Below are 14244 nucleotides of genomic sequence, written 5' to 3'. Positions count from 1 at the left end.
AATAAGAGAAAATTCACACTGTGATGTTGTCAAAATTAAAACAAGCAAAACATCAACAATATTTGGCCAGTTTACCAAAACTATCTCAAGAAGTTGCTGATGTAAAAACGCTATATAAGACAGAAGATTTTCGTGATGAACTGCTTAAGCAAATCTCTCAAGCTCAAAATACTATCTACATAACGGCTTTGTATTTAGAGAAAGACGATGCAGGCAAAGACGTACTTCATGCGCTATATGCTGCAAAACAAGCTAATACATCATTGGATATCAAAATTCTCGTAGACTGGCACCGTGCTCAACGAGGGCGTATAGGCGTTGCTGCAAATGCAACTAATGCCGATTGGTATTATGATGTTGCTCAGCATTATCCTGATATCGAAATTCCTATCTATGGTATTCCTGTCAATACACGAGAAGCCCTTGGTGTACTACACCTCAAAGGCTTTTTATTTGATGATACCTTGCTATATAGCGGAGCGAGTATTAATGACGTGTATTTACAACGTCATGATAGATACCGTTATGACAGATACCACCTGATTAAAAATGGGCAGCTCACCGCATCAATGAAAAAATTCATTGATGCATCATTATTGCCTGCTGAAGCGGTTCATTTGCTCAATACTGAACCTCGTCCTAAAACAGCAGAATTTAAGCATTTAATCAAACAATTTCGCTTAAGCTTAAGGGGAGCTTCTTACCAATTTACAGGAAATACATCAAATGACGCATTATCGGTTACCCCTTTTGTCGGGCTTGGTAAGAAAAACGATTTAAACCGAGTCATCACCCACTTAATGGGTTCGACCAGTAATAAATTAACTATCTGTACACCTTATTTTAATTTACCCGCGGTTTTAGTCCGGATTATCAGCAGGTTACTGCGTGATGGTAAACAGGTTGAAATTATCATTGGTGATAAAACCGCCAATGATTTTTATATTCCTCCCGAAGAGCCGTTTAAAATTATAGGTGCATTACCCTATCTCTACGAAATTAATCTGCGTCGTTTTGTCAGCCGCTTACAACGCTTTATTGACAGCCAACAACTCACAGTCAGGCTCTGGAAAGATGGCGATAATACCTATCACTTAAAAGGCATGTGGGTTGATAATCAGTGGCAGTTGATCACGGGTAATAACTTAAACCCTCGTGCATGGGGCTTAGATCTTGAAAATGCAGTATTAATTCACGATCCAAAACAACAATTGCAAGAACAGCGTAGCCACGAACTCGCGTGTATCCGAACGCATACAAAAGTTGTTAACCATTATCGTGAACTGGACAGCATTCAAACCTATCCAGTTAAAGTGAAAAAATTAATCCGACGGCTACGTCGAATACGGGTCGATCGTTTAATTAGCCGCATTCTTTAGAATTTAAACAATAAGCGTCACACCAGTGGCGCTTTTATTTTGCAACTTTAATTTTCTAGGTATTTCAGCAAATATGCTCAAATTACTAATCATTAGCTTATTTATGTTTATTTTGGCTGGATGTCATGGTTTTCATTGGGCTAATGATAATTGGCAAGGTAAAGATAAAGCTCAGCATTTTGCATTTTCAGCGGCTATGGCTGCCGCTGGCAATGCTTATGCAGATAAACAAAATATACAACACCGTGATGCAGCGATATTTGGTATTCTTTTTTCTGTATCTCTTGGCGTAGCAAAAGAGCTTTATGATAGTAGGCCTACGGGCACCGGTTGGAGTTGGCATGATTTTGCCTATGATGTCGCCGGAGCAGTCGCTGGATATAGCATGTATCAATCCTTCAAATGATCCTCACCTTTCTTTTTCCAATCTTTTACATTCCTATTTTCAATATTTCGCTCACCATCGAAGTAACTATAAATTAAATCCTTATAGTTGAGCCATCTACATTAAGGAGAGTTTTATGATTGCCGTTATTTTTGAAGCCATCCCAATACCTGCGCAAAAAGACCGTTATTTCGAATTGGCAGCCAAACTTAAATCTGAACTGATGAACATTGAAGGGTTCATTGCTGTCGAGCGTTTTCAATCTGTCACAACAGAAGGAAAAATCCTCTCACTTTCATGGTGGGAAACAGAAGAAGCTATAAAAAAATGGAAAAACCACTTCATGCATATCAATGCACAAGTTGAAGGGCAGCAAGCCATTTTTTCTCATTATCGAATTCGAATTGCCCATACACTAAAGGATTATTCATTCAATAAAGAGGATAGTTCCGATGTATGACATTCATGTTATTCTTGAAAACCAAGTGGAAACTTTAGCACTATTGGCAACAACATTAGGGAAACATGGTGTTGGTCTTGAAGGCGGTGGTGTTTTTTCTATCGAAGGAAAAAGCCACGCGCATTTTCTTGTTACCCAGCCAGAAAAAGCGCGTAGTGCCTTAGCAACGGTGGGTTTACAGATTGAGAGTATTACACAACCGGTTATCCGCAAATTAAAGCAAGAGCGTCCTGGCGAGCTCGGCGAAATTGTTTCGCAACTCGCGCTTCACCACATTAATATCTTAGTCCAATATAGCGACCACAATAACAGGCTAATATTAATAACAGACAATGATATAGTAACTGCTGAAGTGACAAAACCATGGGAAAGCCTACCATGATACCCAGCAAAAATAGCATCCTCATTGAAGAAAAAGAACCATCAGAACAATCCATCGCAAAAGTTGCTTCTGCAATTGCTGATCCTTCAAGGGTCAGCATTTTGTGTGCATTAATGGATGGCAGAGCGTGGACAGCAACTGAATTAAGCGCAGTTGCAGATATAGCTCCATCAACAACAAGTGCACATCTAGCTAAGCTTTTAAATAGCCACTTAATTAGTTGTCTATCTCAAGGAAGGCACCGCTATTATCGACTTGCTGGCTCAGACATTGCCGAATTATTAGAAACATTAATGGGGGTATCTATGAAATTAGAGTATACCCACCCAATAACAACACCTACACATCTACGAAAAGCACGCACCTGCTATGACCACTTAGCAGGAGAAATTGCCGTTCAGATCTACGAATTTATGGATAAAAATGGCTGGTTTACAGCTAAAGAAAATAAATTATCGATGATTGGTACCGACCAATTCAAAAAATTGGGGATAGATATTGTTCCTCATACAAAACGGAAAATAGCATGTGCTTGTTTAGATTGGAGTGAAAGACGTATGCACTTAGGAGGGCTCGCAGGATCATTACTGCTACAATTCTTTGAAGAAAACAAATGGATAGATAAAACAAAAGGCTATAGAGAAGTTACTTTTACTTCGGATGGTAAAAAAGCCTTAAAGCGTATATTTGATATTAATATAGCTTAAATTCTCCCCCCAAATAGTGAACAGTTACTTTCTATCCTAAAACGATTTAATAATATAGTTGTAGAACCAATTAAAGCAGACGTAAGACTGTGTTTTCCTCAAATAACGCTCCAAGCCACAATGGGTCATTATCCATAAAATTCAATATGTTAATAATGTAAAAAAGCCCCGTGATTTTCATCACGGGGCTTTAAATAAGTGGCGGAACGGACGGGACTCGAACCCGCGACCCCCTGCGTGACAGGCAGGTATTCTAACCAACTGAACTACCGCTCCACTTATTCTTTTGCCTTTCGGCAGCTTACTGCTATTGAGCAATAAACTTTTAATTAATGTCTGGCAGTTCCCTACTCTCACATGGGGAGACCCCACACTACCATCGGCGCTACGGCGTTTCACTGCTGAGTTCGGCATGGGGTCAGGTGGGACCACCGCGCTATTGCCGCCAGACAAATTCTGTTTGTTCCCGTTTAGCTTTTTTATTCACTAAACCAAAACGTCAATCTCAAACAAGCTGTGTGTCCTTCACCTCTCGGCTTCTCACTCACTATCAAAAACAACCCAATCTCTCTAAAACACCTTCGGTGTTGTCAGGTTAAGCCTCACGGTTCATTAGTATTGGTTAGCTCAACATATCGCTATGCTTACACACCCAACCTATCAACGTCTTAGTCTTAAACGTTCCTTTAGGACCCTTAAAGGGTCAGGGAAGACTCATCTCAAGGCAAGTTTCCCGCTTAGATGCTTTCAGCGGTTATCTCTTCCGCACTTAGCTACCGGGCAATGCCATTGGCATGACAACCCGAACACCAGTGGTGCGTCCACTCCGGTCCTCTCGTACTAGGAGCAGCCCCTTTCAATCTTCCAACGCCCACGGCAGATAGGGACCGAACTGTCTCACGACGTTCTAAACCCAGCTCGCGTACCACTTTAAACGGCGAACAGCCGTACCCTTGGGACCTACTTCAGCCCCAGGATGTGATGAGCCGACATCGAGGTGCCAAACACCGCCGTCGATATGAACTCTTGGGCGGTATCAGCCTGTTATCCCCGGAGTACCTTTTATCCGTTGAGCGATGGCCCTTCCATTCAGAACCACCGGATCACTAAGACCTACTTTCGTACCTGCTCGAGCCGTCACTCTCGCAGTCAAGCTGGCTTATGCCTTTGCACTAACCGCATGATGTCCGACCATGCTTAGCCAACCTTCGTGCTCCTCCGTTACTCTTTGGGAGGAGACCGCCCCAGTCAAACTACCCACCAGACACTGTCCGCACCCCGGATAACGGGGCAACGTTAGAACATCAAACATTAAAGGGTGGTATTTCAAGGTTGGCTCCACGCAGACTGGCGTCCACGCTTCGAAGCCTCCCACCTATCCTACACATCAAGGCTCAATGTTCAGTGTCAAGCTATAGTAAAGGTTCACGGGGTCTTTCCGTCTTGCCGCGGGTACACTGCATCTTCACAGCGAGTTCAATTTCACTGAGTCTCGGGTGGAGACAGCCTGGCCATCATTACGCCATTCGTGCAGGTCGGAACTTACCCGACAAGGAATTTCGCTACCTTAGGACCGTTATAGTTACGGCCGCCGTTTACTGGGGCTTCGATCAAGAGCTTCTCCTTACGGATAACCCCATCAATTAACCTTCCAGCACCGGGCAGGCGTCACACCGTATACGTCCACTTTCGTGTTTGCACAGTGCTGTGTTTTTAATAAACAGTTGCAGCCAGCTGGTATCTGCGACTGGCTTCAGCTCCATCCGCGAGGGACTTCACCTAGCGCCAGCGTGCCTTCTCCCGAAGTTACGGCACCATTTTGCCTAGTTCCTTCACCCGAGTTCTCTCAAGCGCCTGAGTATTCTCTACCTGACCACCTGTGTCGGTTTGGGGTACGATTAATGATAATCTAGAGCTTAGAGGCTTTTCCTGGAAGCGGGGCATGAGCTACTTCATCACCGTAGTGACTCGTCATCGAACCTCAGCATGTAGTGAACCGGATTTGCCTAATTCACCTGCCTACATTCTTAAACCGGGACAACCGTCGCCCGGATAGCCTAGCCTTCTCCGTCCCCCCATCGCAATTATCACCAGTACGGGAATATTAACCCGTTTCCCATCGACTACGCATTTCTGCCTCGCCTTAGGGGTCGACTCACCCTGCCCCGATTAACGTTGGACAGGAACCCTTGGTCTTCCGGCGTGCGGGTTTTTCACCCGCATTATCGTTACTTATGTCAGCATTCGCACTTCTGATACCTCCAGCATACCTCACAGTACACCTTCACAGGCTTACAGAACGCTCCCCTACCCAACAATATTTACATATCGCTGCCGCAGCTTCGGTGCATAGTTTAGCCCCGTTACATCTTCCGCGCAGGCCGACTCGACCAGTGAGCTATTACGCTTTCTTTAAATGATGGCTGCTTCTAAGCCAACATCCTGGCTGTCTGAGCCTTCCCACTTCGTTTCCCACTTAACTATGACTTTGGGACCTTAGCTGGCGGTCTGGGTTGTTTCCCTCTTCACGACGAACGTTAGCACCCGCCGTGTGTCTCCCGTGATAACATTCTTCGGTATTCGTAGTTTGCATCGAGTTGGTAAGTCGGGATGACCCCCTAGTCGAAACAGTGCTCTACCCCCGAAGATGAGTTCACGAGGCGCTACCTAAATAGCTTTCGGGGAGAACCAGCTATCTCCCGGTTTGATTGGCCTTTCACCCCCAGCCACAAGTCATCCGCTAATTTTTCAACATTAGTCGGTTCGGTCCTCCAGTTAGTGTTACCCAACCTTCAACCTGCCCATGGCTAGATCACCGGGTTTCGGGTCTATACCCTGCAACTCATTCGCCCAGTTAAGACTCGGTTTCCCTACGGCTCCCCTATACGGTTAACCTTGCTACAGAATATAAGTCGCTGACCCATTATACAAAAGGTACGCAGTCACCCCACCCCAAAGCACATTCACTGCTTGTTTTGTGTGTTGGGCGTCGCAAAAAGCGCTCCGCCAACGCGTGTTGAATGTCACTTCAAAGTTGTCCTCAACACCAGAAAATGCTTTGGTGGTGGGGCTCCCACTGCTTGTACGTACACGGTTTCAGGTTCTATTTCACTCCCCTCGCCGGGGTTCTTTTCGCCTTTCCCTCACGGTACTGGTTCACTATCGGTCAATCAGGAGTATTTAGCCTTGGAGGATGGTCCCCCCATATTCAGACAGGATAACACGTGTCCCGCCCTACTCGTCGAGTTCACAACACTAACACCTTCGGATACGGGGCTATCACCCTTTACTGCCGGACTTTCCAGACCGTTCTCCTGATGCTAATGCTGATTAAGACTCTGGGCTGCTCCCCGTTCGCTCGCCGCTACTAGGGGAATCTCGGTTGATTTCTTTTCCTCGGGGTACTGAGATGTTTCAGTTCCCCCGGTTCGCTTCGTTTGACTATGTATTCATCAAACGATAGTGCAACGAATTGCACTGGGTTTCCCCATTCGGAAATCGTCGGTTGTAACGGTTCATATCACCTTACCGACGCTTATCGCAGATTAGCACGTCCTTCATCGCCTCTGATTGCCTAGGCATCCACCGTGTACGCTTAGTCGCTTAACCTCACAACCCGAAATTGTTTCAACGTTCACCTTACTGTCATGGCTGTGCGTGCATTCCTTCTTTGTTGGGCAGTGCTCGCTCATGCCACTCGCTAAAGTGACCGAAAATTTCAGGTCTGAAATTTTGAGAGACTCTCACATTGTTTAAGCGATAAACAATGTGCGTTGTTTTCAATTTTCAGCTTGTTCCAGATTGTTAAAGAGCATAATTATTCGCAATAGACTAGTTGACTAATCTATTCTGAATAATCAGAAAAATTTATGGTGGAGCTAAGCGGGATCGAACCGCTGACCTCCTGCGTGCAAGGCAGGCGCTCTCCCAGCTGAGCTATAGCCCCATAAAGGTATTTTTGGTATCGATGAATCTCTTTATAAGACTTTCTTATTCGAGGTCTTTTTTCTTAGGCAAGGCGTGGATTAGCGACGTTTACTTTTGGGTAAACGAGCTGAGCCATAACGCAGCATAAGAGAAAAGTGGTAGGCCTGAGTGGACTTGAACCACCGACCTCACCCTTATCAGGGGTGCGCTCTAACCACCTGAGCTACAAGCCTATCGATACCGCTACTCTATTTCATCAGACAATCTGTGTGAGCACTTCACAAAAACACTTCAATGGTAAGGAGGTGATCCAACCGCAGGTTCCCCTACGGTTACCTTGTTACGACTTCACCCCAGTCATGAATCACAAAGTGGTAAGCGCCCTCCCGAAGGTTAAGCTACCTACTTCTTTTGCAACCCACTCCCATGGTGTGACGGGCGGTGTGTACAAGGCCCGGGAACGTATTCACCGTAGCATTCTGATCTACGATTACTAGCGATTCCGACTTCATGGAGTCGAGTTGCAGACTCCAATCCGGACTACGACGTACTTTATGAGTTCCGCTTGCTCTCGCGAGGTCGCTTCTCTTTGTATACGCCATTGTAGCACGTGTGTAGCCCTACTCGTAAGGGCCATGATGACTTGACGTCATCCCCACCTTCCTCCGGTTTATCACCGGCAGTCTCCTTTGAGTTCCCGACCGAATCGCTGGCAACAAAGGATAAGGGTTGCGCTCGTTGCGGGACTTAACCCAACATTTCACAACACGAGCTGACGACAGCCATGCAGCACCTGTCTCAGAGTTCCCGAAGGCACCAAAGCATCTCTGCTAAGTTCTCTGGATGTCAAGAGTAGGTAAGGTTCTTCGCGTTGCATCGAATTAAACCACATGCTCCACCGCTTGTGCGGGCCCCCGTCAATTCATTTGAGTTTTAACCTTGCGGCCGTACTCCCCAGGCGGTCGATTTAACGCGTTAGCTCCGAAAGCCACTCCTCAAGGGAACAACCTTCAAATCGACATCGTTTACAGCGTGGACTACCAGGGTATCTAATCCTGTTTGCTCCCCACGCTTTCGCACCTGAGCGTCAGTCTTTGTCCAGGGGGCCGCCTTCGCCACCGGTATTCCTCCACATCTCTACGCATTTCACCGCTACACATGGAATTCTACCCCCCTCTACAAGACTCTAGCTGACCAGTCTTAGATGCCATTCCCAGGTTAAGCCCGGGGATTTCACATCTAACTTAATCAACCGCCTGCGTGCGCTTTACGCCCAGTAATTCCGATTAACGCTTGCACCCTCCGTATTACCGCGGCTGCTGGCACGGAGTTAGCCGGTGCTTCTTCTGTCGGTAACGTCAATCGTTGTTGATATTAGCAACAACGCCTTCCTCCCGACTGAAAGTACTTTACAACCCTAGGGCCTTCTTCATACACGCGGCATGGCTGCATCAGGCTTGCGCCCATTGTGCAATATTCCCCACTGCTGCCTCCCGTAGGAGTCTGGGCCGTGTCTCAGTCCCAGTGTGGCTGATCATCCTCTCAGACCAGCTAGGGATCGTCGCCTAGGTGAGCCATTACCCCACCTACTAGCTAATCCCATATGGGTTCATCCGATAGCGCAAGGACCGAAGTTCCCCTGCTTTGCTCCTAAGAGATTATGCGGTATTAGCCACCGTTTCCAGTGGTTATCCCCCTCTATCGGGCAGATCCCCATACATTACTCACCCGTCCGCCGCTCGTCAGCGAGAAGCAAGCTTCCCCTGTTACCGCTCGACTTGCATGTGTTAGGCCTGCCGCCAGCGTTCAATCTGAGCCATGATCAAACTCTTCAATTAAAAGTAGTCTGATGCTCAAAGAATGTCTTACTGACCGTAACGTTCTTTTGTTCGGCTAACTTTGTCGGCTTCGCATCGCTTCCCCTCGCCGTACCTAAGTACTGCCTCGGGTTATCTCTGCTTGCCTTCGCGTTATCCTTCCAAAATAAGCGTTACTACCTTATTTCATATATATGAATTAACGTGTTAGTCACTCTTCAAGACTTAAAATCAAATATTTTTTTGATAGTGTCCTGTGAGTGCCCACACAGATTGTCTGATAAATTGTTAAAGAGCGTTGCGACTGAATCTTTCGATTTTCGACTTCGAGGTCGTTGTCGCGAGGAGGCGTATATTACGTTTTCCTCCGTGAGAGTCAAGCAATTTTTTGCTTTTTCTTTTCAGAATCTCTCGCTGCCGTTTCAGTGTTCATCGCGCTTTGCGTTGTCTTGTTCCCGGTCAGTGGTGGCGCATTATAGGGAGTCAGAAAAATCTAGCAAGTGTTTTTTTGAAAAAAACCCTCAAGTGACTATATTTTATACTTTACGGCTAACTCGCAACCAAAAAAAGCGGTTTTATACGTAATTTGATATAAAAAAGGTGGCTAATGATAGCCACCTTTTAATTCTACAATAATATCAATTACTGTTTAGCAATGATTTCGTCATTTTCTACATCTAAAATGACTGGTTTACCTGGCAATAACCTACCTGACAGGATTTCTTGTGCCAGAGGGTTTTCAATTTCCTGCTGAATTGCACGTTTCAATGGCCTTGCTCCAAAGATTGGGTCAAAACCAGCCTCCCCAATTTTCTCCAGTGCAGCAGGTGTCGCACTGACTTCATAACCGTGCTCTTCAAGACGTTTGTATAAACGAGCCAGTTGAATATTGGCAATATTCGTAATTTGCTCTTTACCTAATGGATGGAACACGACGACTTCATCGATACGGTTAATAAATTCAGGCCTGAAACTATGGGATACCACTTCCATGACCATATCTTTCATTTCTGAATAACCAATCATGCCAAACCTTTCTTGGATTAAGTCAGAACCCAAGTTAGATGTCATAATGATCACCGTGTTACGGAAGTCTACCGTTCTACCTTGCCCATCTGTTAAACGTCCATCATCAAGCACTTGTAATAAAATGTTGAAAACATCAGGGTGTGCTTTCTCAACTTCATCCAATAAAATGACGGAATATGGACGACGTCGAATAGCTTCGGTTAAATACCCACCTTCTTCATAACCGACATAACCTGGAGGTGCGCCCACTAAGCGTGATACCGCATGTTTTTCCATAAATTCAGACATGTCGATACGAACCATTGCATCATCGCTATCAAACATGAAGTTTGCTAACGCTTTACACAACTCAGTTTTACCTACCCCAGTTGGCCCTAAGAACATAAACGAGCCAATTGGGCGATTTGGGTCAGATAACCCTGCACGGCTACGACGAATTGCATTCGATACGGCAACGACCGCTTCGTCTTGCCCAATAACACGCTGATGGAGTTGCTGTTCCATGCGTAACAGTTTTTCTCTTTCGCTTTCTAGCATTCGAGATACTGGGATACCAGTCCAACGCGCTAAGATTTCAGCAATTTCGACATCTGTTACTTTGTTACGTAACAGTTTCATGCTTTTACCTTCAGCTTTCGTTGCTGCTTCCAGCTGTTTTTCCAATTCTGGAATTTTACCGTATTGCAATTCGGACATTTTTGCCAAATCACCCATACGGCGTGCTTTTTCCATCTCTATACGTGTATTTTCAAGTTCAGCTTTAATATGCTGAGTACCCGTTAATGATGCTTTTTCAGCTTTCCATTCTTCTTCTAACGCAGAATACTCACGCTCTTTTTCAGCGAGCTCTTCTTCTAACATTTCAAGACGTTTTTTACTCGCGTCATCCGATTCTTTTTTCAATGCTTGCTGTTCGAGTTTGAGCTGAATAATACGACGTTCCAGCCTATCTAAGGATTCAGGTTTCGAATCCATTTGCATACGTAAACTCGCACCCGCTTCATCAATCAAGTCAATTGCTTTATCAGGTAACATACGGTCAGTAATATACCGATGCGATAACGTTGCTGCCGCCACAATCGCTGGGTCTGTTATCTGTACGTGATGATGCAATTCATACCGCTCTTTTAAACCACGTAAAATGGCAATTGTGTCTTCAACCGATGGCTCTGCCACATACACTTTCTGGAAACGACGCTCTAAAGCTGGGTCTTTTTCTATGTATTGGCGATATTCATCTAATGTGGTTGCACCAACACAATGTAATTCACCGCGAGCTAGAGCCGGTTTTAACATGTTACCCGCATCCATCGCACCATCGGCTTTACCTGCACCAACCATGGTGTGTAACTCATCAATAAACAGAATGACGTTACCTTCCTGTTTAGCAAGGTCATTTAGAACCGCTTTCAAACGCTCTTCAAACTCACCACGATATTTCGCACCTGCAATCAGCGCCCCCATATCTAGGGATAGTACGCGCTTATTTTTTAACCCTTCAGGTATTTCACCATTTACAATACGTTGTGCTAACCCTTCAACAATGGCTGTTTTACCAACACCTGGCTGACCAATCAGCACTGGGTTATTTTTAGTACGGCGTTGCAGTACTTGAATGGTCCGACGAATTTCTTCATCTCGACCAATCACTGGGTCTAATTTGCCTTGCTCTGCACGTTCGGTTAAATCAACAGTGTATTTTTTCAAGGCTTGGCGCTGGTCTTCAGCGCTTTGGTCATTCACTTTTTCTCCACCACGCATCTGTTCTATTGCCTTTTTTAAATTATCTTTATTAACACCAGCAGCTTTGAGCATATCTGCTAATGTCGTATTGGCTTCTAAAGCAGCGACAAGAAATAATTCTGAGGAGATAAATTCATCTCCGTGCTTTTGTGCCAACTGATCACATAAATTCAAATGACGTATTAAGTCACTTGATGGTTGAACATCGCCTGCTACACCTTGCACTTGAGGTAAACGCCCTAATGCATCTTCGACTTTTTGCTGAAATTGTACGGCATTCACGTCTAACGTCGTCAGCAATGGACGAACGGTGCCACCCTCTTGATTAAAAAGGGCGCTTAATAGATGAATAGGTTCGATAAACTGGTTTTCGCGCCCAAGGGCTAGTGATTGGGCGTCAGCGAGAGCTTGCTGGAATTTATTCGTTAAACGGTCCAGACGCATAACACCTCCAATAAATGAGATTAAATTTGCTACTGGATACTAGATGAGGTCAGTTTTTAAATATTCAAGTTTTGCAAGGAATTATTTTTGTTATATTCGTTAATTTAGAATAAAAAACCAAAACTAGGTATTTATCCATATCAACGAAGCCATCCTACCGGTCTTTCCTTCTCTTCGATAGGAAAAAAATCTGTTTTTGTCTGTTACGGTACAAAAATCACCACCATAGACCTTCGTTACGCCAGCAGCCTGTAGTTTTTTACGTGCTAATAAATAAATATCAGCCAGATATTTATCATTATAAGGAATAAAAGCAGAGGCTAAATCAGATGATTGATTAACAAAAGCCGCTTTGACTTCCTGACCGACTTCAAATTTCTCAGCACCAATAGCGGGACCAAGCCAAGCAATAATTTCATTTGCAGGACTAATAAATTGAGCAACTGTATTTTCAAGAACCCCATGACATAGCCCACGCCAGCCTGCGTGGGCTGCTGCCACTTCCGTTCCTGCTTGGTTAGTCAATAACACAGGCAAGCAATCCGCTGTCATAATAGCGCAAACTTGCCCTACCTGATTGCTATACACGGCATCTGCTTGCCTATTGTGAACTTTCTTACCAACAAGATTGAGTACATCCGTCCCATGAACTTGATCAAGCCAAACAGGCTGTTGCGGTAACTGAGCAAGTTTTTCAAGACGCTGACGATTTTCACTGACGGCATTGGGGATATCCCCAACATGATCACCTAAATTCAAGCTATCGAAAGGTGGCAGGCTCACTCCACCAGCACGCGTTGTACTACAGCTAGCTATATTGTTAGGTTGTGGCCAATCAGGGAAAATCAATGTATTCATTACCAGTCCATATCGTCTTTATGCAGTTCAGTATCTGCTTTTAGAGCTTCAATAAGCTTAACCATATCATCAGGTAACGGTGCATGCCACTCCATTTGAATACCTGAAATTGGGTGATATAAGCGTAACATGGTGGCGTGCAGTGCTTGCCTATCAAAATTACGCATCACTTCCAGAAATTCTTCTGTCGCCCCTTTTAATGGACGCGGACGGCCACCGTATAAAGGGTCACCAATTAATGGATGATTGATGTGGGCCATATGAACACGGATTTGGTGGGTTCTCCCCGTTTCCAGACGTAAACGTAACCGAGTATGGGCTCTAAAGTGCTCCATTATTCGATAATGCGTTACCGCAGGTTTCCCCATTGGATGAACAGCCATATGCGTTCTTTTGGTAGGATGACGTGAAATAGGCTCTTCTACCATGCCACCCGCTGTCATACGGCCTACCGCAACCGCTTCATATTCACGCGTAATTTCTCTACGTTGCAATGCTTCAACAAGGTGGGTTTGAGCAGGAACTGTTTTTGCTACAACCATTAAGCCAGTGGTGTCTTTATCTAAACGATGAACAATACCGGCTCTTGGCACATCTGCAATTTCAGGATAGCGATATAACAACGCATTCAAAATTGTGCCATCAGGGTTCCCTGCACCAGGGTGAACAACTAAATCACGTGGTTTATTAATAATTAGGATATCTTCATCTTCATAAATCACATTAAGTGGGATATCTTGTGGTTCCCAGCGATTATCTTCTTCAATGAGGGCATCGATTAAAATTTGTTCACTGCCGAAAACTTTTTCTTTTGGCTTATTGATAACTTTGCCATTAACCTGCACTCTATCAGCTAAAATCCATTCTTTTATGCGAGAACGTGAATAATCAGGGAACAATTCGGCCAAAGCCTGATCTAAACGTTGACCAAGCTGTGATTCAGCGATAGTTGCACTAAGTTGTACTTGTTGAGCCATAAATTAATCTACTTTTTGGTGTTTGTATTTTGACGGCAGCGCCGTTTCATTTAAAATATATGCTATTGTAACTCGAATTTTGCCGGGAGCCTTATGGATAGACTCCCTCGAAACACTCAGAGGATAACCTACACGT

8 protein-coding genes, 3 tRNA genes and 3 rRNA genes are annotated in these 14244 nt (G+C 44.8%); 5 read left to right on the top strand and 9 right to left on the bottom strand.

Annotated features, from left to right (window positions below):
* Positions 1 to 23: 23 nt before the first annotated feature.
* The 5 genes from pssA to M0M83_RS05165 all read left to right on the top strand — a co-directional run bounded on the left by pssA (position 24) and on the right by M0M83_RS05165 (position 3313).
* The gene (gene pssA, locus M0M83_RS05185) at positions 24 to 1379 is read left to right on the top strand and encodes a CDP-diacylglycerol--serine O-phosphatidyltransferase (RefSeq protein ID WP_248467781.1); all 1356 of its coding nucleotides are present in this window, start codon (positions 24 to 26) and stop codon (positions 1377 to 1379) included.
* A gap of 73 nt (positions 1380 to 1452) precedes the next feature.
* Complete coding sequence (locus M0M83_RS05180) at positions 1453 to 1785, top strand: YfiM family lipoprotein (RefSeq protein WP_125894248.1); 333 nt, start codon at positions 1453 to 1455, stop codon at positions 1783 to 1785.
* Positions 1786 to 1900: 115 nt separating this feature from the next.
* Positions 1901 to 2224 (top strand): antibiotic biosynthesis monooxygenase family protein, encoded by a 324-nt coding sequence (locus M0M83_RS05175; protein ID WP_102138272.1) that lies wholly within the window; start codon positions 1901 to 1903, stop codon positions 2222 to 2224.
* Complete coding sequence (locus M0M83_RS05170; protein ID WP_248467779.1) at positions 2217 to 2606, top strand: amino acid-binding protein; 390 nt, start codon at positions 2217 to 2219, stop codon at positions 2604 to 2606. Before M0M83_RS05175 ends, M0M83_RS05170 begins: the two co-directional genes overlap by 8 nt.
* Positions 2588 to 3313: an ArsR/SmtB family transcription factor gene (locus M0M83_RS05165; RefSeq protein ID WP_420793957.1), complete on the top strand. Its 726-nt coding sequence runs from the start codon at positions 2588 to 2590 to the stop codon at positions 3311 to 3313. Before M0M83_RS05170 ends, M0M83_RS05165 begins: the two co-directional genes overlap by 19 nt.
* A 199-nt stretch (positions 3314 to 3512) precedes the next feature.
* On the opposite strand, the gene M0M83_RS05160 is transcribed toward M0M83_RS05165, so the two are convergent.
* The 9 genes from M0M83_RS05160 to rluD form a co-directional block, all read right to left on the bottom strand.
* Positions 3513 to 3589: transfer RNA gene (locus tag M0M83_RS05160), tRNA-Asp, on the bottom strand.
* A gap of 58 nt (positions 3590 to 3647) precedes the next feature.
* Positions 3648 to 3763, bottom strand: a 5S ribosomal RNA gene (gene rrf / locus M0M83_RS05155).
* A 141-nt stretch (positions 3764 to 3904) separates the two neighbouring features.
* Positions 3905 to 6922 (bottom strand): 23S ribosomal RNA (locus tag M0M83_RS05150).
* Positions 6923 to 7183: 261 nt separating this feature from the next.
* A tRNA-Ala gene (locus M0M83_RS05145) sits at positions 7184 to 7259 on the bottom strand.
* 137 nt (positions 7260 to 7396) lie between these two features.
* A tRNA-Ile gene (locus M0M83_RS05140) sits at positions 7397 to 7473 on the bottom strand.
* Positions 7474 to 7538: 65 nt separating this feature from the next.
* Positions 7539 to 9078, bottom strand: a 16S ribosomal RNA gene (locus M0M83_RS05135).
* Together the 16S, 23S and 5S rRNA genes with 3 tRNA genes alongside form the textbook arrangement of a ribosomal RNA operon.
* A gap of 621 nt (positions 9079 to 9699) precedes the next feature.
* Complete coding sequence (clpB, locus tag M0M83_RS05130; RefSeq protein ID WP_248467777.1) at positions 9700 to 12273, bottom strand: ATP-dependent chaperone ClpB; 2574 nt, start codon at positions 12271 to 12273, stop codon at positions 9700 to 9702.
* A gap of 123 nt (positions 12274 to 12396) precedes the next feature.
* A complete protein-coding gene (gene yfiH, locus M0M83_RS05125) occupies positions 12397 to 13131 on the bottom strand; it encodes a purine nucleoside phosphorylase YfiH (protein WP_248467775.1) in 735 nt (244 codons plus the stop codon).
* Positions 13131 to 14108 (bottom strand): 23S rRNA pseudouridine(1911/1915/1917) synthase RluD, encoded by a 978-nt coding sequence (gene rluD / locus M0M83_RS05120; protein WP_102139721.1) that lies wholly within the window; start codon positions 14106 to 14108, stop codon positions 13131 to 13133. The genes yfiH and rluD overlap by 1 nt, the downstream gene beginning before the upstream one ends.
* Between the last annotated feature and the right edge of the window lie 136 nt (positions 14109 to 14244).

The sequence above is a fragment of the Providencia rettgeri genome, from assembly GCF_023205015.1.
Taxonomy (GTDB): domain Bacteria; phylum Pseudomonadota; class Gammaproteobacteria; order Enterobacterales; family Enterobacteriaceae; genus Providencia; species Providencia rettgeri_E.
The sequence above is the reverse complement of the archived record's forward strand: the minus strand, read 5'-3'. Positions and strand labels throughout refer to the sequence as shown.